The sequence below is a fragment of the Reyranella sp. genome, from assembly GCF_052439685.1.
Taxonomy (GTDB): Bacteria; Pseudomonadota; Alphaproteobacteria; order Reyranellales; family Reyranellaceae; genus Reyranella.
This window is the reverse complement of record NZ_JBQVQG010000008.1, coordinates 98,403-121,997: the sequence shown is the minus strand read 5'-3', so window position 1 is coordinate 121,997 and position 23,595 is coordinate 98,403. Positions and strand designations below refer to the sequence as shown.

Here is a 23,595-nt window from a genome sequence, read left to right as displayed (position 1 = left end):
ATGGAGTCCGATTCCGGCCAGTCGATTCTCTTAGCCCATGTTACGTCGCCCGGTATGACGATCAATGTTCTCGACAACCCTGTGTGGCACGCTCTTGCCGGACTGCACCGGCATCACGCGATCGGTCGTGGAGCGGCCCGCCACTATCCGCGCGACATCGCACCCTTCTCTGCGATTCTCGAACCGACCGAGCAAGCGTATGCCGACCTTGCCGCCGATCTCCCCCTGGGTACGGAGGCGCGGCTGTTTCGCCGGGAGGAGGAGCCGCTTCCACCCGGTTGGGAGGAGGTCGGCCGCTTCCCCATGCTGCAGATGGTGGCGACGCGTATTCCGGACAGAGAGGATGGTGTGGTTTCCACGCTTTTGTCCGCCGACGGGGTCGCCATGCGGGATCTCGTCGCGGAAGCCCAGCCGGGTCCATTCGGTGAGCGCACGCCGCTTCTGGGCCGCTACCTCGGCGTTCGGGACGGGAGTCGGCTCGTCGCCATGGCAGGCGAGCGGCTGCGCCTGCCGGGTCATGTCGAGCTGAGCGCCATCTGCGTCCATCCGGAGGCGCGGGGACGGGGATATGCGGCCGCGCTGGTGCGGCGGCTGATGCGGCTGGCCTTCGATAACGGCGAAGTGCCGTTCCTGCATGTGCGACCCGACAACAAGCCCGCGATCGACCTCTACCGTCATCTCGGCTTCGAGGTCCGGCGCAAACTCGTGGTGCTGTGGCGCCGGCCGGAATGAGCGAAGCGGCCGACCGTCACCGGGCGCGCGTCGTCTGGATCGCCTTCATCGTGGCCGTGTTCGGCTGGGGCGTGGGATTCTACGGGCCCGCCACCTACCTGGCGGTGCTGCATCAGACACGGGGCTGGTCGATCGCGACCCTCTCCGCTGCGGTGACGGCACATTACCTCGTGAGTGCCTTCCTGATCGTTGCCTTGCCGGATGCCTACCGTCGCTTCGGCGTGGGACGCGTCACGCTGGGCGGCACACTGTTTGGCGCTGCCGGCGCAATCGCGTGGGCAAGTGCGCAGCAGACGTGGCAGCTGGTGCCCGCTCTGCTGCTGAGCGGCACCGGATGGGCTGCAATGAGCGGGGCGGCGATCAACGCGATGGTGTCGCCCTGGTTCGAGTGCGATCGGCCCAAAGCCCTCAGCATGGCGTTCAATGGCGCAAGTGTCGGTGGCATCGTGTTCGTGCCGCTCTGGATGGTACTGGGGCGCTGTTTCGGCCTGGCGTCGGCAGCCGTCGTGATAAGCGTGGCCATGGTTACGATCGTCTGCCCGCTCGCAAGCCGCATCCTGCGGCGTCAGCCCGCGGTCGTAGTGGCGACGATGCGGCCCCTGCCGCGATTTGCCCTTCTGCGGCAGCCGCGCTTCCGGACGATCGCACTGGCCTTTGCTCTCGGCCTGTTCGCCCAGATCGGGCTTTTCGCCCATTTGATCGCGAGGCTCGAACCCGTACTCGGGCCAGGCTTGGCGGCGGGTGCCATCAGTCTGATCACCGTCTGCGCGGTCGTCGGGCGCACCTTGCTGGGGAAGTTCCTGCGCGACCATGATCGCAGGCTTGTCTCGGGCGCCAACCTGCTCATGCAGACAAGTGGCTCGCTGCTGTTGGCACTGGGCGAGGGCAGTATCCTGCTGACGGCGGGCTGTATCCTGTTCGGATTGGGAGTCGGCAACCTGGTCTCGCTGCCGCCGCTGATCGCGCAGCGCGAATTCCGGCCTGCCGATGTCGGGACAGTCGTCGCTCTCATCACTGCCATCAACCAGGCGGTCTTTGCCTTCGCGCCAGCCATATTCGGTGGTCTGCGGGATTTGACGGGCAGTTATGTGGTGTCATTTCTGGTGGCGGCGGCCGTCCAGGCCCTCGCGGCCGCGATCATCGCACTTGGACGACGATATTCCTGAGCTTTCTCAGTGTCTTGTGGGTCACTTTCCACGATTTTGCGAAACGGTGACATCGCGGCCCCGGATATGGTATCGGGGGGCTCAATAGCTAGAGGGGGTCGATCGTCGATATGCCGGGGGGCGCCATCGCGGTCGCGTCGGATCATGCCGGCTTCGACCTAAAGGAAAGTCTGAAACGAGACCTGCAGGAAGCGGGTCACGAAGTGCTGGATCTCGGCACCCATTCGACTGCATCCGTCGACTATCCGGACTTCGGAAAGGCGATGGGCGACGCCATTGCCTCCGGCAAGGCCGAGCGCGGCGTGCTCGTATGCGGCAGCGGGATCGGCATTTCCATTGCGGCAAACCGCAATCCCAAGGTTCGCGCAGTTCTCGCGCACGATGTGACGTCGGCACGCCTGTCGCGCGAGCACAACGACGCGAACGTCATCGCCTTCGGCCAGCGCCTGACCGGCATCGAGGTCGCGCGCGAGGCGCTGAAGGTCTTCCTGGCGACCAAGTTCGAGGGCGGCCGCCATGCCGGCCGCGTCGACAAGCTTTCGAAGGGTTGAGTAATCATGAGTCAAGCCGCTGCCAGCACGGTCCTGTCGCCGTTGCCGATGTTCACCAGGAATCTGGCCGACGCCGATCCCGCGATCGAAGCCGTTCTGAAGGGCGAACTGCATCGCCAGCGTGAGCAGATCGAGTTGATCGCCTCCGAGAACATCGTCTCGCGCGCCGTTCTCGAGGCCGCCGGATCGGTGCTGACCAACAAGTATGCCGAGGGTTATCCGCGCCGCCGCTACTACGGCGGCTGCGAGGAAGTCGACAAGGCCGAGGATCTGGCGATCGAGCGCGCGAAGAAGCTCTTCGACTGCTCCTTCGCCAACGTCCAGCCGCACTCGGGCGCGCAAGCCAACCAGGCCGTGTTCATGGCGCTGCTGCAGCCGGGCGACACATTCCTCGGCATGGCGCTCGACCAGGGTGGGCACCTTACGCACGGCTCGCCGGCCAACCAGTCGGGCAAGTGGTTCAAGGTCGTGTCCTACGGGCTGAAGCCCGACACACACCTGATCGACTACGAGCAGATGGAAGAGGCCGCCCGGCGCGACAAGCCCAAGGTGATCATCGCCGGCGCCTCGGCCTATTCGCGTCACATCGACTGGGCGCGCTTCCGCAAGGTGGCCGACGAGGTCGGTGCCTACTTCATGGTCGACATGGCGCACTATGCCGGTCTCGTGGCGGCGGGCGTCTATCCGAGCCCGCTTCCGCACGCCCATGTCGTCACGACGACGACTCACAAGACGCTGCGCGGCCCGCGCGGCGGCATGATCCTGTCGAACGACGCCGATCTCGGAAAGAAGATCAATTCCGCCGTGTTCCCCGGTCTGCAGGGCGGCCCGCTGATGCACATCATTGCCGCCAAGGCCGTGGCGTTCGGCGAGGCACTGCAGCCTGACTTCAAGGTCTATGCCCAGAACGTGATCGACAATGCACGGGCGCTCGCGGCCACGCTGACCGAGCGCGGCCTGAAGATCGTCTCCGGCGGCACCGACAGCCACGTCATGCTGGTCGACCTGCGGCCTAAGAAGGCGACCGGCGTGTCGGCGGAGAAGGTGCTCGATCGCGCCGGGATTACGACCAACAAGAACAGCATCCCGGGCGACCCGGAGAAATACACGATCACGTCCGGCGTGCGGCTCGGCACGCCCGCGGGAACGACGCGCGGCTTCGGCGTGGCGGAGTTCCAGCAGATCGGCCATCTCATCGCCGACGTGCTCGACGGCATCGCCAAGAACGGTCCGGACGGCGACGCCCAGGTCGAGGCCCAGGTTCGCGCCAAGGTCCATGTCCTGTGCGCGCGCTTCCCGATCTACCGCGACTGACAAGGCGCAAAGCCGGAACGAACGGGGGAACGAGATGCGCTGTCCATTCTGCGGTCACGAGGACACACAAGTTAAGGACTCGCGACCGACCGACGACAATTCGGCGATCCGCCGGCGGCGCTACTGCCCGTCCTGCGGGTCGCGCTTCACGACCTTCGAGCGCGTGCAGCTGCGCGAGCTGACGGTCGTGAAGAAGAACGGACAGCGGGTCCAGTTCGACCGTGACAAGCTGGCGCGTTCCATACAGGTCGCGTGCCGCAAACGGCCGGTCGATCCGGAGAGGATGGAGCGGGTGGTGAACGGAATAGTTCGCCGGCTCGAGAGCTCCGGCGAAAGCGAGATTCCCTCGACGCAGATCGGCGAACTGGTGATGGACGCGTTGCGCGCGCTCGACCCGGTGGCGTACGTGCGGTTCGCGTCGGTCTATCGCAACTTCCGCGAGGCCCGCGACTTCGAGGAGTTCATCTCCGACCTCGCCGATACCGCCCACTTCAAGGACTGACGGCGATGATGCGCGCGGCGCTCGCGCTGGCGCGTCGGTCCCTGGGGACCACCTGGCCCAACCCCGCCGTCGGCTGCGTTATGGTGCGCGATGGCCTGGTGCTCGCGCGGGGCCGCACACGGGAGGGCGGGCGCCCGCACGCCGAGGCCGATGCGATTGCGCAGGCGGCCGAGGCAGGACAGTCGCTGAAGGGCGCCACGGCCTACGTCACCCTGGAACCCTGTTCGCATCATGGCCGTACGCCGCCGTGTGCGGACGCGCTCGTGGCGGCCGGGGTCTCCCGAATCGTGTCGGCTCTGGAAGATCCCGATCCACGGGTGAAGGGGCAGGGGCATGCGCGGCTGAAAGCTGCCGGCCTTGCGGTCGAGATCGGGGAGGGGGGCGCTGAGGCGGCGGAAATCAATGCGGGATTCCTGCTGCGGGTTCATGAAGGCCGGCCGCTCTTCCATCTCAAGATGGCGGGATCGCTCGACGGCCGCATTGCCACGGCGTCCGGCGAGAGCAAATGGATCACCGGAGAGGCGGCGCGCCGCGACGGCCACAGGCTGCGGGCGATCCACGACGCGATCCTGGTCGGCGCGACAACGGCGGCCGCCGACGACCCGGAGCTCACCTGTCGCCTGCCGGGTCTCGGCGTCCGCTCGCCCGTCCGCATCGTTCTGGATTCGCAGGCGCGCCTGTCGCCCGGCTCCAAGCTCGCGGCCTCTGCGCGGGTAACACCCGTGTGGCTGGTCTGTACGAAGTCTGCCCCGGCCGACCGCCGGGACACGCTGAGCGCGCTGGGAGTTGAGGTCGTCGAGGTCGATGGCGGCAGCGACGGCCGCATCGATGTTTCGGCCGCGGCCCGGACGCTCGGCACGCGCGGGCTCACCCGGGTGCTGGTGGAAGGCGGTGGCCAGGTCGCCGCGTCTTTCCTGAAGGCGGGGCTCGTCGACCGCATTTCGAGTTACCGGGCAGGCCTCGTGCTCGGCGGAGACAGCCGCTCTGCGGTCGGCGGACTGAATCTTGCACGGCTCGGTTCCGCGCCCCGGTTCAGGTTGGTCTCCGCGCGGCACCTGCAGGGCGATACGCTGGAAACCTGGCGGCGGGAGGATTAAGTAGCGGCCATGTTCACAGGTATTGTATCCGACATCGGCGAGATCGTCTCCGTCGATCCCGGCGGCAAGGAGGGCGACCGCCGGTTCGTCATCGCGACGAAACACGATATGACGCCGATCGCCATCGGCGCCTCGATCGCCTGTTCGGGCTGCTGCCTGACCGTGATCGAGAAGGATACCGGTCGGTTCGCCGTCGAGGTCTCGGCCGAAAGTCTCGACAAGACACATCTGGGGGACTGGACGGTCGGCAGCCATCTCAACCTCGAATTGTCACTGAAGCTCGGGGACGAGCTGGGTGGGCACCTCGTCTACGGCCATGTCGACGGCGTGGGCAGCATCGCCTCAATGACGCCGGAGGGCGGCAGCGTGCGTTTCGTGTTCGAGGCGCCGCCGGATCTCGCGCGCTTCGTTGCGGCCAAGGGCTCCATCGCGATCGACGGGATCTCGCTCACGGTCAACGAGGTCGACGGCAATCGCTTCGGCGTGAACGTGATTTCACACACGCAGGCGGTCACCACGCTGGGACACGCTAAAGTCGGCCAGAGGGTCAACCTTGAGGTGGATATGCTCGCGCGTTACGTTGCGCGACTGTTGGAGCATCAGAAAACATGAGTGCGCTCGAAAAGGACGCTTGGCGGATCACCTTCAGCGAAGTGAAGGCCGCCGCCGAGGACATCATCGAGGAGGCCCGCAAGGGTCGGATGTTCATCCTCGTCGACGACGAGGATCGCGAGAACGAAGGCGACCTGGTGATCCCGGCCCAGTGGGCGACGGCCGAAGCCATCAACTTCATGGCACGGCATGCGCGTGGCCTGATCTGCCTGGCGCTGACGCGGGAACGGGTCGAGCAGCTCGGCCTGCCGTTGATGTCGCAGAACAATCGCACCCGCCACTCGACGGCCTTCACCGTCTCGATCGAGGCACGCGAGGGCGTGACGACCGGAATCTCGGCGGCAGACCGCGCCCGCACCGTCTCGGTGGCGATCGACCCGTCCTGCGGGCCGCAGGACATCGTGACGCCCGGCCATGTCTTTCCGCTGGTGGCCCGCGACGGCGGCACGCTGGAGCGCACTGGTCACACCGAGGCCGCGGTCGACATCGCGCGTCTGGCGGGCCTCAACCCGGCGGGCGTGATCTGCGAGATCATGAACGACGACGGCACGATGGCCCGTCGCAACGACCTCATCACCTTCGCGCAGCGTCATGCGCTGAAGATCGGCACCATCGCCGACCTGATCGCCTATCGCCGCCGCTACGATTCGATCGTCAAGCGCATCAGCGAGACCACGCTCGACAGTACCTGGGGTGGCGACTTCCGCTGCGTCGTCTACGTGAACAAGGTGACGATGGCGCAGCATGTCGCCCTGGTGAAGGGCGACCCTGCGGCTGGTGGCCCCGTCATGGTGCGCATGCATGCGGTCAACCTCTTCACCGACACGCTGGGGCAGCGCAGCGGCGGCCGGGGCGGCGAGATCGAGGCCTCGATGCGCGAGATCGCCAAGGAAGGCCGCGGTGTCATCGTCCTGATCCGAGAGCCGCTCACCGTCGTGCTGGCCGAGCAGCGGCGCCGTGCCGGCGAGCCGATCGAGCCGGCGGGACAGGAGCTGCGCGATTATGGCGTCGGCGCCCAGATGCTCATCGATCTCGGCGTGAAGGAAATGGTGCTGCTCAGCAATTCGCAGAAGAGCGTCGTCGCCCTCGAGGGCTTCGGCCTGAAAATCGTCGCGCAGAAGCCGGTCCCCGGCCGCGCAAAGGTCTGATCATGTCGACACGGACGGAGAATCCGACCGCACGGGCGGCGGTCGCCGGGGTCAAGGGTGCGCGCATCCTGATCGTGGAGTCGCGCTATTACGCCGACATTGCCGATGCGCTCATCGAGGGTGCCGAGCGAGAGATCGCCAGGAACGGCGCGAAGTCGGAGCGGGTCGTCGTGCCGGGTGCCTTCGAAATCCCGGGCGCGATCGCCCTGGCGGCGGCCAAGAAGGGCAAGCCCTACGACGGCTACGTGGCGCTGGGCTGCGTGATCCGGGGCGAGACTACGCACTACGACTATGTCTGCGGTGAGAGCGCACGCGGGCTGATGGACCTCGCGATCCAGAAGAAGCTCGCCATCGGCTATGGCATCGTCACGGTCGAGAACGTCGAGCAGGCGCGCGCCCGCGCCTATACCGACCGCGGCGACAAGGGCGGCGATGCAGCCCATGCCTGCCTCGCCATGGTGGCACTCGGCCGTCGCTGGAAAAAATCGTGAGCGACACCAAGCCAGCCGGGCCCAGCCGTCGCCAGGCCGCACGGCTGGCGGCGGTGCAGGCGCTGTATCAGTGGCAGGAGGGGCAGGACGCCCCGGCCGAAATCGTCGAGCAGTTCCTCAAGGTCCGCACCGGCGAAACCGGCGAAGGCGGCATGCGACGCGATGCCGACAAGCCGCTGTTCAAGGACGTGGTCGAGGGCACCGCGAGCAAGCGCGACGAGCTGGAGGCGCTCGTCTCGGCCTCGCTGGCGGAGGATTGGACCTGGGCGCGTGTGGACCGGCTCGTGCGCGCCATTCTGCTCGCCGGCGCCTATGAACTCGCGCACCGTCCCGACGTGCCGCTGCGCGTCGTCATCAACGAATATGTCGAGATCGCCCATGCCTTCTACGACAAGGGCGAGCCGAGCTTCATCAACTCCGTTCTCGATCGCGTGGCGCGCCAGGCGCGGCCGTCCGACCGGAAGTAGGCGCTCATGGCGCGGGCGCGGCGGATCGGCGAGTTCGAACTGATCGCCCGCTACTTCGCGCCGCTCGCCCGTGACTTCGAGGGGGCAGGCGGTCTCCAGAGCGACAATGCCTTCCTGCCGGCGGACTCGCGGCACGATCTCGTGGTCAAGACCGACACGATCGTGGCCGGCGTTCATTTCCTGGCCGACGATCGGCCCGGTCGCATTGCCGCCAAGGCGCTGCGGGTCTGCCTCTCCGATCTGGCGGCCGGGGGCGCGACGCCCTTCGTCTATCAGCTCTCGCTGGCCTTGCCGTCGACCTGGCAGGAGGCCTGGGTCGCGGCCTTCGCCAAAGGGCTGGCTGCCGACCAGCGCCGTTTCGGGATCGTTCTCTGTGGCGGCGACACGGTCGTGACGCCCGGGCCGCTCACGATCACCATCACGGCCTTCGGCCGGGTCGCTCGCGGCAAGGGCGTGACCCGCGCAGGGGCGCGGGCAGGGGACGAGCTTTGGGTGAGCGGCACGATCGGCGACGGGGCGCTCGGCCTGCTCGCGGCACAAGGCGCCTTCGCGCCGCTGACGGCGAGGCAGCGCGCGCATCTCGAGGATCGTTATCGCCTGCCGCAGCCACGATGCACGCTTGGCCCGCTTTTGCCGGGTGTCGTGACGGCGATGGCCGACGTCTCCGACGGGCTGCTGGCCGATGCGGGTCACATTGCCGACGCGTCCCGACTGTCCGTCAGCATCGAACGCGGGGAGGTGCCCCTCTCGCCGGGCGCACGGGCGGCGCTGGCGGTGGACCCGCGCCTGTGGGCGAATATCCTGGGGGGCGGGGACGACTATGAACTCGTGATGGCCGTGCCGGTGCGCCGTCGGGCGGCGTTGCAGGCAGCCGCGCAGGTGGCGGGCCTGCGGATCACGCGCATCGGCCGCTTCGATCGCGGCAGCGGGGTCGCGGTCACATCAGGCGGCCGAGCGATCGACGCCCCGCGCAAGGGATACGTTCACTTCTAGTGAATTCCACCGCCTCATAGCTGCACTGCGCCGCGCACCATGACGCGGGCGGGTCGCCCGACTAGAGTGCCGCCCAATGGACGGATCATCGAAGGTGCAGGAAATGCCCGCGGCCTCGGACGGGCGCATGCCGCGCCGGTCGATGCGAAACATCGCCCTGCTGGCCATGTGCCAGGCGCTGACGCAGAGCAGCAATACGCTCATGTTCGCCTCCTCGGCGCTGGCGGTTCTCACCATCGTCTCGCCGGACATGCGCATGTGGGCCAATCTGCCGGTCACCATGCAGCATCTCGGCGTCATGCTGTCGGTGTTCCCGGCGTCGCTGCTGATGATGCGGCGCGGGCGCAAGGTCGGTTTCCGCAGCGGTTCGGTGATGGGCATGATCGGCTCGTCATTGGCTGCCATCGGGCTCGGCCTCGGCAGCTTCCCGGTCATGTGCCTGGGCGGCCTGTTCCTGGGTTACGCCATCGCCAACATGCAGCTCTACCGGTTTGCCGCCGTCGAGCTGGCGCCGGCACCGCATCGTGCGCAGGCGATCTCCTACGTCACGGCCGGCGGCGTGCTGGCCGGCATCCTCGGCCCGTCCCTGGCACGTTTCACGCCGGACCTGTGGCAGCCGCTATTCCAGGCGAGCTTCGTCGCCGTCATCTTCATCCACGTCCTCGTCTTCATCGTCCTGGGCTTCATCGAGTTTCCCCAGGTCAGGGTGGAGGACACGGCCGGGCCGCAGCGTCCGCTCTCCCAGATCGTGACCCAGCCGACCTATATGGTCGCCTGCGCCGGGGCGATGATCGCTTTCGGAGTGATGTCCTTCGTGATGGCGGCCTCTCCGCTGGCCATCGTGCAATGCGGTCTCAAGGCGACCGAGGCGCCGGTGACGATCTTCGTCCACGTCATGGGCATGTTCATCCCGTCCTTCTTCACCGGTCATCTGATCGCGCGCTTTGGCATCTTCAACGTCATGATCGCGGGCATCGTGCTGCTGGTGGCGGGCGTGATCGTCGCGCTGATGGGCATCACGGAATGGCACTTCCGCGGGGCTCTCACCCTGAACGGTGTGGGCTGGAACTTCCTGTTCGTCGGCGCGACGACCCTCCTGACTACGACCTACCGGCCGGCCGAGCGCGGCAAGGCCCAGGCTTTCAACGATTTCATGGTGTTCGGAGTCACGACCGTGGCCAGCCTGATGGCGAGCGTCGTGCTCGAACTCCGGGGGTGGGCCGCGTTGAACTACGTGGCGCTCGTCCTGGTTCTGATCGCCTTGCTCGTCATCGGCGTCTATCGGTTGCGGAATCCGTCACGCGCCTGAAGCCAAGCCCTTGAGGCAGCGTGGCTTTTCCGCGACTGCGGTTGCGCGCCCACGGGCCATCTGTCATTTTTCCCGTTACCTCGCGCCCGGGGGGAGTTCGCGTGCTTCAGGTCGCGATGTGCGTAAAGCAGACGAAAAAACAATAGGTTAGGGAAACATGTCCACGGTTCTTTGGGGCGTCATCGGCTGCGGCTTGATTGCCGTGCTGTATGGCGTCGTTACTGCGTCACGGGTCATGGCGGCCGACGCCGGCACGCCACGCATGCAGGAAATAGCACAAGCCATCCAGGAGGGTGCGGCTGCCTACCTGCGCCGTCAGTACACCACCATCGGGATCGTGGGCATCGTCGTCCTCGTCGTTCTGGCGGCCTTGCTCGGCAAGTTCGCTGCTATCGGCTTCCTGATCGGCGCCATCCTGTCGGGCGTCACCGGCTTCATCGGCATGAACGTGTCGGTCCGCGCCAACGTGCGTACTGCCGTCGCCGCCCAGAAGAGCCTCGCCTCGGGCCTCGATCTCGCCTTCAAGGCGGGCGCGGTGACCGGCATGCTGGTGGCCGGCCTCGCCCTGATCGGCGTCGGCGGCTACTACGCGGTCCTGCTCAACATGGGCATCCCCGGCGGCAGCCGCGACATGATCGATGCGCTCGTCTCGCTCGGCTTCGGCGCCTCGCTGATCTCGATCTTCGCCCGCCTCGGCGGCGGCATCTTCACCAAGGGCGCGGACGTCGGCGGCGACATGGTCGGCAAGGTCGAGGCGGGAATTCCCGAAGATGATCCCCGCAACCCGGCGACCATCGCCGACAACGTCGGCGACAATGTCGGCGACTGCGCCGGCATGGCTGCCGACCTGTTCGAGACCTATGCGGTGACGACCGTCGCCACCATGGTCCTGGCCTCGATCTTCTTCGCGGCCGACCCGGTGCTCGTCGGCAAGCTGATGGCCTATCCGCTGGTCATCGGCGGCGCCTGCATCATCACCTCGATCATCGGCACCTACTTCGTCCGCCTCGGCTCCGACGGCAACATCATGTGGGCGATGTACAAGGGCGTGATCGCCGCGGCCGTTCTTTCGATCCCGGCGATTTACGTCGCCACCGACCGCCTGGTCGGCATGGGCACGGTCATGACCGTGGGCGACCGTTCGTTCACCGGCATGTCGCTGTTCTGGTGTTCGCTGGTCGGTCTGGCCATTACCGGCCTGATCGTCTGGGTCACCGAATACTATACCGGCACCGACTATCGCCCCGTGAAGGCCGTGGCGCAGGCCTCGGTCACCGGCCACGGCACCAACGTCATCGCCGGCCTCGCGATGTCGATGGAGGCCACGGCGGGCCCGGCGCTGCTGATCTGCGCCGGCATCGTGACCTGCTACATCCTGGCTGGCCTGTTCGGCATCGCCATCGCCACGACCGCCATGCTGGCGCTCGCGGGAATGATCGTTGCCCTCGACGCCTACGGCCCGGTTACCGACAATGCCGGCGGCATTGCCGAAATGGCCGGCCTGCCGAAGGAAGTTCGCAAGAACACGGACGCGCTCGACGCGGTCGGCAACACCACCAAAGCCGTCACCAAGGGCTACGCCATCGCCTCGGCCGGCCTCGGCGCACTCGTGCTGTTCGCGGCTTACACGTCGGACCTCGACTACTTCATCGCCGCGGGCAAGCTGGGCGTGAAGGTGGTCGATTTCTCGCTCAAGAACCCGTACGTCGTGGTCGGTCTCCTGGTGGGCGGCCTGCTGCCTTACCTGTTCGGCGGTATGTCGATGCTGGCCGTCGGCCGCGCAGCGCAGGCGGTGGTCGAGGAAGTGCGCCGCCAGTTCAAGGAGAAGCCCGGCATCATGGCGGGCACGGATCGGCCGGATTACGGTCGCGCCGTCGACATGCTGACCAAGGCCGCGATCAAGGAGATGATGATCCCGTCGCTGCTGCCGGTGCTCTCGCCGATCGTGCTGTTCTTCGTGATCTCGTGGATCGCGGGCCGCTCCGATGCCTTCGCGGCGGTCGGCGCCATGCTGCTCGGCGTGATCGTCACCGGCATCTTCGTCGCCATCTCGATGACGGCGGGCGGCGGTGCCTGGGACAACGCCAAGAAGTACATCGAGGAAGGCCATTTCGGCGGTAAGGGATCCGACGCCCACAAGGCGGCGGTGACCGGCGACACCGTCGGCGACCCGTACAAGGATACGGCCGGTCCGGCCGTGAACCCGATGATCAAGATCACCAACATCGTGGCGCTGCTGCTCCTGGCCGTCCTGGCGCACTGAGCCTCGCGGAATCAAAACGGAAAAGCCCCGGTCGAAAGACCGGGGCTTTTTCTTTGAGGTGCGGCTGCGGCCGGGGCAGACGCTTGCCGAAGCGTCAGATTCCGCCGCCGCTGGTCGGTGCCCCGGGGTTGGTACCCTGGCCCTTCGGACCGCTGAAGCGGCCGACATTGCCCAGCACCTGTTCGAGGATCGTGAGTTCCTTGCCCGAGGTCGGGGTGACGCGGGACACCATCTGGATGTTCTGGGCGTCCTTGAGGTCATAGTTCTTGATGGCTTCGAGGCGGCCGGATTCGTTGAACGTGATCTGGATGACCCGCTGGGCGCTGATCTTGGGCTTGGTATAAGCCCAGTATTCTTGAGTCTCGCTGATGTAGTACCAGACGTTTGGATTGAATGTCGCCACGGCCGAGGGCGATCCGATCAGGCGGACCACGTCCTCGCGGCTCTGGGCGCCGACTTCGAGCTTTTCGACCGACCCAGGCGTCGCGGCAAAGCCACGCAGGTCGACGGTGTTCTCACAGCCGCCGAGGGTGACGACTGCCGAGAGGGCGAGGACGCTGGCAAGGGCGAGCGGGGCGGTGCGACGCATGGACTGCTTCTTGGCTTTCGGGGAAGAGGGACCGCAAGATGTCGTGATGAAGGGCCCCGGTCAACCGCTGGGCCGCCGAGAGTTGGGGAGGATGCCGGTCGTGTTCCGTCGCCGCAAGCCAGAGGACGAATTTGCCATGGCGGTTTATCGCCATGTGGCCGAGCAGGCGCGCGCGCCGGAGCTCTTCGAGGCCTGCGGCATTCCCGATACTTTGGACGGCCGTTTCGATTCGCTGGCGCTTCATGCCGCGCTGATGATCGACCGGCTGCGCCGCGAACCCGATGGGGAGACTCTTGCGCAGGCCTTCTTCGATGCCATGTTCAAGCACCTCGATCTCACCCTCCGCGAGATCGGCATCCAGGATCTGGGTGTCGGTCGGCGTATCAAGATCATGGCCGAGGGTCTGCACGGCCGTGCCCTGGCCTATCGCGAGGCCCTGAACGAGGGGGCCACGCCGCTCACGGAAGTGTTGCGCCGCAACGCCTATGGCGGTAGGTCGCCCGAGGATTCCGAGATGGTCGCTCGACTGGAAGCGTATGTCAGAGCCTATGCCCGCTCACTCGATGTAACCGCTCGCAACGATTTGATAAAGTGAATTAATAAAATGACACAAGCCACTGAAAAAACAATAAAATCTGAGATCGAAAGAATTATCGATCTTGAGAAGATCGGCAATAGCGGCATCGCCGTGGAAATCTCGGCGTCGGAGAGCGAGAGGGCCGCGCTGGCCAAGCGCTTTGGGTTCCTCAGCCTGCCAGCTCTCTCGGCGCGCGTCTCTGTGGACCGCAGGCCGGGCGGACAGATCGTGGTCGAAGGGCGTCTGAGGGGGCGTATCGTTCAAGCCTGTATTCTGAGCCTCGACCCGGTGACGCAGGAACTGGACGACGCCTTCCGCCTGGTTTTCGCTGAGAACGTGAAGGAAGAGAGCGATCCGGAGAGCGGGGAGGCGCTTCTGAATTCCCAGGGCGATGCGCCGGAGCCGCTGGAGGGAAACATGCTCGATGTCGGTGAAATCGTCGCCGAACAATTGTCTTTGACGGCGGATCCCTATCCGCGGCGGCCGGGGGTAAAATTGGAAGACGTCCTGCCCAAACAGAAGGGCGGTGCGCGGCGTTCGGCCCCCGAACCGCGCCGGCATCCGTTCGCCGGTCTGGCGGCGCTGAAGGACAAGCCGCGTCGCGGCCGGTAATTTGTTGCGGCGGTTAGACGTTTTGGCTAGAGAAGGCCGCCCGCCGCGCCTATAGAGCGCGGCTGCAGCATTTCTGGGGGCATGCCCTGCCTTGGATAGGCGGGAGCGGCCCTCGCTCTGGAGATCGTCATGGCAGTTCCCAAGAAAAAGGTTTCGAAGTCCCGTCGCAACATGCGTCGCTCGCACCACGCGCTGCCGACCATGGCGTATATGGAGTGCAAGAACTGTGGCGAGCTGAAGCGCCCGCACATGGTTTGCTCGCATTGCGGCTACTACCGCGAGGACATGCCGGTCCTGGCCGACGCCGCGTCGGCCGAGAAGTAGTCAGAAGCACGCCGCCGGCAATGCGCTGGCAGTCGACAGGCGGAGCGTGACGGTGGGTGCGAAGAAGATCGTACTCGCCCTCGACGGCATGGGTGGCGATCACGCCCCCGACGTCATCGTGAACGGCGCGGACATTGCCCGCGAGCGCTATCCCGGAACGTCCTTTCTCCTGTTCGGCGACGAAGCGCGCCTGAAGGCGCTCGTCGACAAGCGCAAGGGCCTCGCGCAAGTGCTCGAGATCGTGCCTTCGGAAGATGCGGTCAAGGCGGACGACAAGCCGTCCTTCGCCTTGCGACGTCGGCGCAAGTCGAGCATGTGGATGGCGGTGGAGGCCGCCGCGCAGGGCCGCGCCGACACGATCGTCTCGGCCGGCAACACCGGCGCACTTCTCGCCATCTCGATGTTCGCCATGCGTATGCTCGAGGGTGCCGACCGCCCGGCGCTGGCGTCCTTCATGCCGACCTCGCGCGGCGAGACCGTGATGTTGGATCTCGGCGCCAACCTCGAATGCGACGCGGACAATCTCGCGCAGTTCGCGGTGATGGGAAGCGTGTTCGCTCAGGCGCTGCTCGGGCTCGATGCGCCAAAGGTCGGCCTGCTGAACGTCGGCTCGGAGGAACTCAAGGGCCATGAGGAGCTGCGCCAGGCGGCTGCGCTGTTGCGGCGCCCGGGCTCGCCGGTCAACTTTCATGGCTTCGTGGAAGGCAATGACATCGGCGCCGGGGTGACCGATGTCGTGGTCACCGACGGTTTCACCGGCAACGTCGCGCTGAAGGCGATCGAGGGTACCGCCAAGCTGACGTTCCAGTTCGTCGGCGACGCCTTCCGGACTTCGACATTCGCCAAGATCGGCTATCTCTTCGCGTCCGGAGCCTGGAAGAAGCTTCGCAAGCGGGTCGATCCGCGCCGCTACAATGGCGGCGTCTTTCTCGGGCTCGACGGAGTCTGCGTGAAGAGTCACGGCGGCACGGACGCGCTGGGCTTCGCCTATGCGATCGGTGTGGCGGTCGACCTCGTGCGATACGAATACAAGAGCAAGCTTGTCGAGGGGCTGGCCCGGCTGCGCGAGATCAGCGCGAGCGCCGAAACGCCGGCCGCATCGCTGCAGACCACCGGAGGAACTGCGTGATTCGTTCTGTCGTCCTGGGCTGCGGTTCGTACCTTCCCGAGCGCGTCGTCACCAACGAAGAATTGTCGAAGACGGTCGAGACCACCGACGAGTGGATCCGCCAGCGCACCGGTATCGGCCAGCGCCACATCGCGGCCGAGGGCGAGTTCACTTCCCATCTGGCAATCAAGGCCTCGCAGCGGGCGCTCGACCATGCCGGTATCAAGGCGTCGGACCTCGACCTGATCGTCCTGGCGACGGCGACGCCTGACCAGACCTTTCCCGCCACGGCGACGCGCGTGCAGGCCGCTCTTGGCATGACCAGGGGCGCGGCGTTCGACGTCCAGGCCGTGTGTGCGGGCTTCGTATACGGCGTCTCGGTCGCCGACAGTCTCATCAAGAGCGGCCTCGCCTCGACCGCGCTGGTGATTGGCGCGGAGACCTTCTCGCGCATCCTCGACTGGGACGATCGCGGCACCTGCGTGCTGTTCGGCGACGGCGCCGGCGCGATCGTGCTCAGGGGAGAGCGGGGCGCCGGCACCCCGGCCGACCGGGGCATCCTCGCTAACGCACTGCATTCCGACGGCCGCCATCACGACATCCTCTATGTCGACGGCGGACCGTCCTCGACCCGCACCACCGGCTTCCTCCGCATGGAAGGCAAGGAGGTCTTCAAACATGCCGTTGTCAACATGGCGGCGGTCGTGGGCGAAGTGCTTGAGAAAGCTGGGCTCGAAGCCAAGGACATCGACTGGCTGGTCCCGCACCAGGCCAACAAACGCATCATCGACGGCACCGGCCGCAAGCTCGGTCTGCCGCCGGAGCGCGTCGTCGTCACCGTCGACAAGCATGCCAACACGTCCGCCGCTTCCATCCCGCTGGCGCTCGACGTCGCGGTCAAGGACGGCCGCATCAAGAAGGGCGACCTGCTGCTGCTCGAGGGGATCGGCGGCGGCCTGTCCTGGGGCGCCAGCCTCGTTCGCTGGTAGGCGAGATAAACGCCAACGGAACGTGAACAGGCGGCGATTCAAGTCCTGCCGCTATCCCACTGATATTGACCGCTTTCCCACCTTAGAGTAAGGATTAACTGGGGGAAGAAGAGGTACCGGAGTGGACGGCCGGACTATTACGCGCGCCGATTTGAGCGAGTCAGTGTTCCAAGAGGTGGGACTGTCTCGCAATGAATCCAGCGATCTCGTGGAGACGATTCTCTCCGAGGTTGTGGAAGCGCTGGCGCGCGGCGAATCGGTGAAAATCTCCTCGTTCGGGAGTTTCACGGTTCGCGACAAGGGGCAAAGGGTCGGCCGCAACCCGAAGACCGGGCAGGAAGTTCCCATCCTGCCGCGGCGAGTCCTCGTCTTTCGAGCGTCGAATGTCCTGAAAACACTGATCAACGGGGCGCCCGGCGAGAACAAGGGGTAGTTGGGAACACGAGGGGATCAGAGATGGCCGTTTCGGTTCAGACCGTCGAAAGACGGGTCGAGAAGTCGGCGCAGGCGTTTCGAACGATCAGCGAGGTCGCGACCGAGCTCGATGTGCCGCAGCACGTGCTGCGGTTCTGGGAGAGCAAATTCTCTCAGGTGCGGCCACTGAAGCGGGGCGGGGGCCGTCGCTACTACCGGCCGGAAGATATCGATCTGCTGCGCCGCATCCGCGCGCTGCTCTATGAAGATGGTTACACGATCAAGGGCGTGCAGCGCCTCCTGAAGGAGGGCCGCGGCCGCCTGCCGGCCCAGCGCCTCGACCTGGCGGCCGAGAGCGCCTTGGAGAGCCTGCGCATCGTCTCGGCGCGCGCCGAGGCCATGGCAGGAGGTACGCGCCAGCCGCTGCCACGCACCGGGCCCCAGCCTTCGACGACTACGCCACGCGCCGCGGTCCTCGACCTTCACAAGCGGCGCGAGATCGAGGCGGTGCTGGAAGACCTCGAACAGGCGCTGACGCAACTGCGCAGCACCCTGAAGACGCAGAACTAGGCCTTCGAGCCTGGAACATCGCCGGGGGGCGGTGTTCTAGAGCTTGCAGGTTGCGCGTCCAAAGACCACCAGATCGGGTGGTCTTTGTAAGAAAGTGTATCAAGTAACTGATTTTATTTGGTTTTAGCCCGGGCAAGCGTATCGTGCCCGGCGAGGGGCCTTCAACGGAATCGTCAAAGGGGGACGTGACCGTGCTTGTGAATCGCGATTTCGCGCGCCATTACGCGCGCTCGTTCGAATTAAATTCGTTTAATGATAATGGATTGGAAGTCGATCTTCCAACAATAAGCGAACTGGTTTATCTGCGGCGGGGCTTGACCCAGCCGGGCGGTAAGCTGCCGTTGTTCGATCTTGACGGGCAGGAAGTGAATCTTTCCGTTGTCAGGAAATGCTTGAACGCCGGTTGGGCTCAGCCTTGGTTCAAGAATCCGCTGAAACCGGATTGGCTGGTCTGCAAGCTCACAGAACTCGGGCGGCAGGTCGCCTCCGCGACGTAACGACCACCGTCGCCGCCGCAGCAGCGGCGGGGAGTGCCCCGGCCGCGAGGAAAGCGGTACCGGGCGCGCTCTCGACCCTCCTCGCGAAGAGCACCGCGAAAACTTGGGTGCGATCAAACCGGCGATACCCGAGAAGGTCGGCCCGACCAGCGCGCCCTGCACGATGGCAGTAGCGATCCGACCGGATTGGCGCGCTTCCATGAGAACCCCATGCGCTTTTCCGGCGGCAGGGATTCCGGCAGGACGAACCAGCCGATCGCCGGGCCGACCACGAAGCCCAGCCCGAAGGCCATCCCGACGAGAACCGAATGCTTTCGCCCTTCCTCGGGCGTGGTCACGCCGGCGATGTAGGAAGGACGCGAGCACATCGAGCGCCACGGTGCAGAAGATGAAGACAAGCGCGTGCCGCGTGTTCATGACGACGCTTGCGGGGGAGATAAATGGTCGGGGCGACAGGATTTGAACCTGCGACCCCCAGTCCCCCAGACTGATGCGCTACCAGGCTGCGCTACGCCCCGACCGGTGCCGCCGGGCGGTGAGCCCGCGGCACGGGGGCTTTAGCGCGAATGGCAGCATTGCCGCAAGCTGCGCTTGCAGCCCAGGGAGCGACAAAGGATACAGGCTGCATGATCGATCCCGGCCGGCGCGTCCTGCTCTTCTCCTCCATCGGCCACGCGCTGATGCACATGATGACGGCGTTCTATGCCGTGATCGTCCTCACCCTGGCGGTATCCTGGAACCTGCCGGTCGAGGATCTGCTGCGTCTCTATGCGCCGGCCACCATCCTGCTGGGCGTGGTGTCGCTGCCGGCCGGCTGGGCGTCCGATCGGTTCGGTGCGCCCGCGATGATGGTGGTGATGTTCCTCGGTCTCGGCCTGTCGTCGATCGCCTGCGGCCTCGTGCCGACCGGCGACACGCTGGCGCTGTCGCTGACCCTATGCGGCATCGGCGCCTTCGGCGCGTTCTACCACTCGGTCGGCATCGGCTGGGTGATCCGCACGGCCAAAGAGCAGGGGCATGCCATGGGCGTCAACGGCCTATGGGGCAGTGCGGGCCTGGCACTCTATGGAATAGTGCCGGGCGTGCTGATCACGCTGGCCTCGTGGCGCGCCGCCTTCATCGTTCCGGGCATCGTCTGTTTGGTCGTCGGTGTCGTCCTCTGGATCCAGATCCGTCAGGGTAAGGTCGGCGACCGCCCGATGCCGCAGACAAAAGGCACACAGGTGGGCCGTCGGGAATTCTGGCGGGTCTTCTCGGTTCTCTCCGTCACCATGGCGCTGGAAGGGGTCATCTGGCAGGCGTTGATGTTCGGCGCCGCGATGGTTTTCGAGGTGAAGCTGGCGCCCGAAATCTCCGCCCTGCGCGACGGGCTGGCCTCGTGGGGTATTGCCACCCAGGTCGTGCTGTGGGTCGGCCTCGCCACCTCGATGATCTACGTCGTGTCGGGCGTGGCCCAGTATGCGATGGGCCGGCGCATCATCGACCGCTATCCGCTGAAGGCGACCTATGTCGTGGCCTCAGGGCTGCAGGTGATCTCCATGCTGGCACTGGCGATGGGCAACGGCTATGTCGCCCTGCTGGGCGCCATTGGCTCGGCGGTGCTGAGCGCGGCAGCCGGGCCGATCGAGAACATCCTGATCGCCCGCTATACGCCCAGCCGCTATCACGGGCTGGGCTTCGGCGCGAAGTTCGTGGTCGCCTTCGGGGCGGGGCCGCTCGCGATCCTGCTGATCGCCTGGGTGCGCGAGACGACGGGAAGTCTAGAGCTGCTGTTCCTCGGCCTCGCCGCCACCTCGGTCGTGATCACCCTGGTGGCGCTGCTGTTGCCCGGCCGCGAGCGAGATGCCGCGCTGCCGGCGCCGCGGGTCGCCCCCGCAGAGTAGCGGCTACTTCGAGCCGCGCGCCGCCTTGAAGGAGGGGCGCGACAGGCAGCGGTCGAGCCAGGCGCTGACATTGGGGAACTGGCTGAAGTCGACCTTGATCGGCTTGGCCCAGCTCATGATTGAGGCGAGGTTGAGGTCGGCCACGGTGAAGGTCGAGCCGAGCAGGTAGTCGCGGCCTTCCAGAGCGCTGTTGAGCACCGCCAACGGCTTCGGCAACGCCTTCTGCGCCTCGGCAACGGCCTCCGGCTTGCGCTTGTCGGGGGCGGTCATGAACATGTCGATCAGGATCGTCAGCAGCGGCTTCTCGAGCTCGGTCATGCCCCAGAAGCTCCACTGGTTGCACAGGGCCTGATCCTCGAGGCTGGCCGGCATGAAGCCGTCCTTGCCGTGCTTTGCGGCGAGATAGAGGTTGATCGCCATCGATTCGAAGAGCTTGAACTCGCCATCGACCAGCGCCGGCACCTTGCCGTTCGGATTGACCTTGAGATAGTCGGGATTCTTCAGATCCTTCATCTCGACGGCGATGTGCTCGTACGGAGTGTCGAGCTCATGCGCGATCCAGAGGGCGCGTGCCGCGCGCGAGGCCGTCGGTCCGTAAATCTTGATGGTCACGTAAAATCTCCCCAAGCCGATATCGCCGCGGACGATAGTGCAGCGCTCCACGCCGGTCTAACCCTCTATTCCGGAAGGCCGTATTCGCTGCCGACATAGCCGTGCCGGTGACCGAAGCGCTCCGTCATCACCGTGCTCAGATCCTTCTCCGCCGAGGCGATCCACCCGCCGGCCCGCACGGCATAACGTGCCGATGCGGCGGCCGCGCGCGGCGGCTCGCCCTGTTGGAGTGCACGGGCGGCCGCCATCACCAGCTTGCGGAATTCGATGATGCCGACATCCGTGGGCCCGAGATGCTCGCGGGTACGGTCCTGGACGGCTCCCTGGCTGTCCTGGATCGCCGCGTCCTGGTCGGAGACGCCGCTAATGCCGGTGTAACTCAGCGTCTTTTGCAGTTCACGATCGATCAGGTAGTCGTTGCGCATGTTGCGCTTCGGCACATAGTCCTCGTCGATCTCGGCGTGAAGACTGAGGCCGGACGAATACTTGGCGCGCTCGGCGTTGGTGAGGGGCCGGTCGGGCACCCAGCTGTAGGTGTAGATCCAGCAGCTCGAGTCATCGACTGGCACCCAGGTCTGGCCGTGATAGACCTCGCCGGGAAAGGCGACCGGCACCAGCGCGTGATTGGGCGCGAGATATTGCGCGATGCGCCAATAGATGTCGGTCGTATCGGTCTTGCGGCCGGCGGCGATGACCAGTCCCGCGTCGTGCCCCTGGATCCTGAATTTCGGCCGCGGATCGTCGGTCACCCAGCGGCTGCGATCGGCGAGGCCGCCTTCCTGGCCGATCGCCGACGTCTTGCGCAGGATGTCGAGCCGCGTGGCCTCGTCCTTGGTCGGGATGGCGTGCAGGAACGAGAAGTGCGCGGTGTCGATGGCGCCCTCCAGGCTCTGCACCCAGCTGCAGTCCTGCCATTTCTTGGAGACGTAGCGGTGCGCCGACGGAACGAGGCCAAGCTCGAGCTGCGGCAATTCCGGCGTATCATCGGGCGGACCCATATAGACCCAGACCATGTCCGCCCATTCGCGCACCGGGTAGGACAGGAGCTTGATCGTGTCTTTGTAGGAGGATTCGGGAGGCGATGTCGGCAGGTCGACGCAGTTGCCGTCGATGTCGAACTTCCAGCCGTGAAAGGCACAACGGAGGCCGCACTCTTCGTTGCGACCAAAATAGAGGTTGGCGCCACGATGCGGACAGTGCGGCTCGACGATACCGACACGGCCGTCGGTCTGACGGAAGGCCAGTAGGTCCTCGCCGAGGATGCGAATCTTCTTCGGTGGCCCGTCGCGTTCGGGCAGTTCCTCGGAGAGCAGGGCGGGCATCCAGAAGCGGCGCAGCAGGTCGCCCATCGGCGTGCCGGGGCCGCTCTGCGTCAGGAATTCATTGTCGGCTGAGAGCATCAGTCACCCAATCCGTACTGGTTGCCGATATAGCCGCGGTCGTGGCCGAACCGCTCGGTCATGACGGTGGCGAGATCCTTGTCCGGCGCCGCGATCCAGCCGCCGGAGCGGACGGCATAGCGATGCGCTTTCTGGGCCGCGGCGGGCGGCTCGCCGGAGACGAGGCGGCGCGCCGTGCCCATCACCAGCTTGCGGAATTCGACGATGCCGATATCGGTCGGTCCGAGATGCTCCTTGGTGCGATCCTGAATCGGCCCCTGACTGTCCTGGATGGCGGCGTCCTGCTCGGAAACGCCGGTGATGCCGGTGAAGTTCTCGGTGAGCTGGACGCTGCGGTCGCGCAGGTAATCGTTGTCTCTGTTGCGCAGGGGGCGATAGTCGGCGTCGACCTCGGAATGGACGTTGAAGCCGCCCCGATACTTGGCGCGCTCCGAGTTACTGAGCGGCCGGTCCGGCTGCCAGCAGTAGCTGTAGATCCAGCAGTTCACGTCATCGACCGGTACCCACGATTGCCCGTAGTAGATTTCGCCTGGGAAGGCGGCGGGCGTGTAGGCGTGGTTGGGCATCAGGAACTGCGCGATGCGCCAGTAGAGGTCGGTGGAATCGGTCTTGCGGCCGCCGGCGATCACCAGTCCTGTATCGTGGCCCAGCACGCTGAAACGAGGCCGCGGGTCATTCTGCACCCAGCGTACGCGATCGTCGGGTTTTGCCTGGTCGCTCAGCGCCGCGCGACTCATGGCGCGTCGCGCCGCCTCGTCGTCCGTCGCCAGCACCTTGTGCAGGAAGGAGAAGTGCGAGGTGTCTATCGCGCCTTCGAGACTCTGGACCCAGTTGCAGTCCTGCCACTTCTTGGTGACGAAGCGATGGCCGGCGGGGACCAGCCCCAGCTCGAGCTGGGGCAGCTCGGGCATCGTCTCGCGCGGGCCCATGTAGACCCAGATCAGGTCGGCCCATTCGCGCGTCGGATAGGCGAGGAGCTTGATCGTGTCCTTGTAGGCAGACTCAGGCGGCGAGGTCGGTAGGTCGACACAGTTGCCGTCGATGTCGAACTTCCAGCCGTGAAACGAACAGCGCAGGCCGCAATTCTCGTTGCGGCCATAGTAGAGGTTGGCGCCGCGATGCGGGCAGTGTGGCTCGACGATTCCCACCCGCCCGTCGGTCTGGCGGAAGGCCAGCAGGTCCTCGCCCATGATCCTGATCTTCTTCGGCGGTCCGTCGCGTTCGGGCAGCTCTTCCGATAGCAGCGCCGGCATCCAGAACCGCCGCAGCATTTCGCCCATGGGCGTGCCCTTGCCGGCACGGGTCAGGAACTCGTTGTCCGCCTTGCTGAGCATTCCATCCTCCTGCCTCGCCGTGTTCCCGGCGTAGGGCGGCG

At 65.8% G+C, this 23,595-nt stretch carries 27 protein-coding genes and 1 tRNA gene; 22 read left to right on the top strand and 6 right to left on the bottom strand.

All coding sequences use genetic code 11. The features are described from left to right. From ACT6UX_RS13120 to ACT6UX_RS13060, 13 genes are all read left to right on the top strand, one after another. A complete protein-coding gene (locus ACT6UX_RS13120; protein WP_444775601.1) occupies positions 1-732 on the top strand; it encodes a GNAT family N-acetyltransferase in 732 nt (243 codons plus the stop codon). Next, a complete protein-coding gene (locus tag ACT6UX_RS13115) occupies positions 729-1,898 on the top strand; it encodes an MFS transporter (protein ID WP_444775600.1) in 1,170 nt (389 codons plus the stop codon). Before ACT6UX_RS13120 ends, ACT6UX_RS13115 begins: the two co-directional genes overlap by 4 nt. 110 nt (positions 1,899-2,008) lie before the next feature. Next, positions 2,009-2,449, top strand: coding sequence for a ribose 5-phosphate isomerase B (gene rpiB / locus ACT6UX_RS13110; protein WP_444775599.1), 441 nt, complete (start codon positions 2,009-2,011; stop codon positions 2,447-2,449). A 6-nt stretch (positions 2,450-2,455) separates the two neighbouring features. Further along, positions 2,456-3,763 (top strand): serine hydroxymethyltransferase, encoded by a 1,308-nt coding sequence (gene glyA, locus ACT6UX_RS13105; protein WP_444775598.1) that lies wholly within the window; start codon positions 2,456-2,458, stop codon positions 3,761-3,763. 34 nt (positions 3,764-3,797) lie between these two features. Continuing rightward, positions 3,798-4,265 (top strand): transcriptional regulator NrdR, encoded by a 468-nt coding sequence (gene nrdR / locus ACT6UX_RS13100; RefSeq protein WP_304850666.1) that lies wholly within the window; start codon positions 3,798-3,800, stop codon positions 4,263-4,265. Positions 4,266-4,270: 5 nt separating this feature from the next. Next, entirely contained in the window at positions 4,271-5,362 is a 1,092-nt protein-coding gene (gene ribD, locus ACT6UX_RS13095) for a bifunctional diaminohydroxyphosphoribosylaminopyrimidine deaminase/5-amino-6-(5-phosphoribosylamino)uracil reductase RibD (protein ID WP_444775597.1), read from the top strand. A 9-nt stretch (positions 5,363-5,371) separates the two neighbouring features. Continuing rightward, positions 5,372-5,974, top strand: a complete 603-nt coding sequence (locus ACT6UX_RS13090) for a riboflavin synthase (protein ID WP_444775596.1) — start codon at positions 5,372-5,374, stop codon at positions 5,972-5,974. Next, entirely contained in the window at positions 5,971-7,122 is a 1,152-nt protein-coding gene (ribB, locus tag ACT6UX_RS13085; RefSeq protein WP_444775595.1) for a 3,4-dihydroxy-2-butanone-4-phosphate synthase, read from the top strand. The genes ACT6UX_RS13090 and ribB overlap by 4 nt, the downstream gene beginning before the upstream one ends. Further along, a complete protein-coding gene (locus tag ACT6UX_RS13080; RefSeq protein ID WP_444775698.1) occupies positions 7,122-7,613 on the top strand; it encodes a 6,7-dimethyl-8-ribityllumazine synthase in 492 nt (163 codons plus the stop codon). Before ribB ends, ACT6UX_RS13080 begins: the two co-directional genes overlap by 1 nt. Next, positions 7,610-8,080: a transcription antitermination factor NusB gene (gene nusB, locus ACT6UX_RS13075; RefSeq protein ID WP_444775594.1), complete on the top strand. Its 471-nt coding sequence runs from the start codon at positions 7,610-7,612 to the stop codon at positions 8,078-8,080. Before ACT6UX_RS13080 ends, nusB begins: the two co-directional genes overlap by 4 nt. A 6-nt stretch (positions 8,081-8,086) precedes the next feature. Beyond that, entirely contained in the window at positions 8,087-9,073 is a 987-nt protein-coding gene (thiL, locus tag ACT6UX_RS13070) for a thiamine-phosphate kinase (protein ID WP_444775593.1), read from the top strand. Between the two features lie 76 nt (positions 9,074-9,149). Further along, the gene (locus ACT6UX_RS13065; RefSeq protein ID WP_444775592.1) at positions 9,150-10,382 is read left to right on the top strand and encodes an MFS transporter; all 1,233 of its coding nucleotides are present in this window, start codon (positions 9,150-9,152) and stop codon (positions 10,380-10,382) included. Positions 10,383-10,539: 157 nt separating this feature from the next. Beyond that, positions 10,540-12,645 (top strand): sodium-translocating pyrophosphatase, encoded by a 2,106-nt coding sequence (locus tag ACT6UX_RS13060; protein ID WP_444775591.1) that lies wholly within the window; start codon positions 10,540-10,542, stop codon positions 12,643-12,645. A gap of 94 nt (positions 12,646-12,739) precedes the next feature. On the opposite strand, the gene ACT6UX_RS13055 is transcribed toward ACT6UX_RS13060, so the two are convergent. Further along, on the bottom strand, positions 12,740-13,234 hold the full coding sequence (locus ACT6UX_RS13055) for an outer membrane protein assembly factor BamE (RefSeq protein ID WP_444775590.1): 495 nt from the start codon (positions 13,232-13,234) through the stop codon (positions 12,740-12,742). 91 nt (positions 13,235-13,325) lie between these two features. Between ACT6UX_RS13055 and ACT6UX_RS13050 the strand changes: the two genes are divergently transcribed. From ACT6UX_RS13050 to ACT6UX_RS13015, 8 genes are all read left to right on the top strand, one after another. Continuing rightward, positions 13,326-13,829, top strand: a complete 504-nt coding sequence (locus tag ACT6UX_RS13050; RefSeq protein ID WP_444775589.1) for a ubiquinol-cytochrome C chaperone family protein — start codon at positions 13,326-13,328, stop codon at positions 13,827-13,829. A gap of 9 nt (positions 13,830-13,838) precedes the next feature. Further along, a complete protein-coding gene (locus tag ACT6UX_RS13045; protein WP_444775588.1) occupies positions 13,839-14,423 on the top strand; it encodes a YceD family protein in 585 nt (194 codons plus the stop codon). A gap of 129 nt (positions 14,424-14,552) precedes the next feature. Then, positions 14,553-14,747, top strand: a complete 195-nt coding sequence (gene rpmF / locus ACT6UX_RS13040) for a 50S ribosomal protein L32 (protein ID WP_422013539.1) — start codon at positions 14,553-14,555, stop codon at positions 14,745-14,747. 52 nt (positions 14,748-14,799) lie between these two features. Then, positions 14,800-15,876, top strand: coding sequence for a phosphate acyltransferase PlsX (gene plsX, locus ACT6UX_RS13035; RefSeq protein WP_444775587.1), 1,077 nt, complete (start codon positions 14,800-14,802; stop codon positions 15,874-15,876). Further along, the gene (locus ACT6UX_RS13030; protein WP_444775586.1) at positions 15,873-16,844 is read left to right on the top strand and encodes a beta-ketoacyl-ACP synthase III; all 972 of its coding nucleotides are present in this window, start codon (positions 15,873-15,875) and stop codon (positions 16,842-16,844) included. The genes plsX and ACT6UX_RS13030 overlap by 4 nt, the downstream gene beginning before the upstream one ends. A 121-nt stretch (positions 16,845-16,965) precedes the next feature. Further along, positions 16,966-17,277 (top strand): integration host factor subunit alpha, encoded by a 312-nt coding sequence (locus ACT6UX_RS13025; RefSeq protein ID WP_295136311.1) that lies wholly within the window; start codon positions 16,966-16,968, stop codon positions 17,275-17,277. Positions 17,278-17,300: 23 nt separating this feature from the next. Continuing rightward, positions 17,301-17,828: a MerR family transcriptional regulator gene (locus ACT6UX_RS13020; protein WP_444775585.1), complete on the top strand. Its 528-nt coding sequence runs from the start codon at positions 17,301-17,303 to the stop codon at positions 17,826-17,828. Between the two features lie 185 nt (positions 17,829-18,013). Beyond that, on the top strand, positions 18,014-18,325 hold the full coding sequence (locus ACT6UX_RS13015) for a hypothetical protein (RefSeq protein WP_444775584.1): 312 nt from the start codon (positions 18,014-18,016) through the stop codon (positions 18,323-18,325). Positions 18,326-18,438: 113 nt separating this feature from the next. On the opposite strand, the gene ACT6UX_RS13010 is transcribed toward ACT6UX_RS13015, so the two are convergent. Both ACT6UX_RS13010 and ACT6UX_RS13005 read right to left on the bottom strand, forming a co-directional pair. Next, complete coding sequence (locus ACT6UX_RS13010) at positions 18,439-18,693, bottom strand: hypothetical protein (RefSeq protein ID WP_444775583.1); 255 nt, start codon at positions 18,691-18,693, stop codon at positions 18,439-18,441. Between the two features lie 73 nt (positions 18,694-18,766). Continuing rightward, positions 18,767-18,843: transfer RNA gene (locus tag ACT6UX_RS13005), tRNA-Pro, on the bottom strand. 108 nt (positions 18,844-18,951) lie between these two features. Between ACT6UX_RS13005 and ACT6UX_RS13000 the strand changes: the two genes are divergently transcribed. Next, complete coding sequence (locus tag ACT6UX_RS13000) at positions 18,952-20,208, top strand: MFS transporter (RefSeq protein ID WP_444775582.1); 1,257 nt, start codon at positions 18,952-18,954, stop codon at positions 20,206-20,208. Positions 20,209-20,211: 3 nt separating this feature from the next. Here ACT6UX_RS13000 and ACT6UX_RS12995 read toward each other — a convergent pair whose 3' ends face one another. From ACT6UX_RS12995 to ACT6UX_RS12985, 3 genes are all read right to left on the bottom strand, one after another. Beyond that, positions 20,212-20,820: a glutathione S-transferase family protein gene (locus ACT6UX_RS12995; RefSeq protein WP_444775581.1), complete on the bottom strand. Its 609-nt coding sequence runs from the start codon at positions 20,818-20,820 to the stop codon at positions 20,212-20,214. 65 nt (positions 20,821-20,885) lie between these two features. Continuing rightward, the gene (locus ACT6UX_RS12990) at positions 20,886-22,220 is read right to left on the bottom strand and encodes a Rieske 2Fe-2S domain-containing protein (protein ID WP_444775580.1); all 1,335 of its coding nucleotides are present in this window, start codon (positions 22,218-22,220) and stop codon (positions 20,886-20,888) included. Then, the gene (locus tag ACT6UX_RS12985; RefSeq protein ID WP_444775579.1) at positions 22,220-23,554 is read right to left on the bottom strand and encodes a Rieske 2Fe-2S domain-containing protein; all 1,335 of its coding nucleotides are present in this window, start codon (positions 23,552-23,554) and stop codon (positions 22,220-22,222) included. Before ACT6UX_RS12985 ends, ACT6UX_RS12990 begins: the two co-directional genes overlap by 1 nt. Positions 23,555-23,595 lie beyond the last annotated feature (41 nt).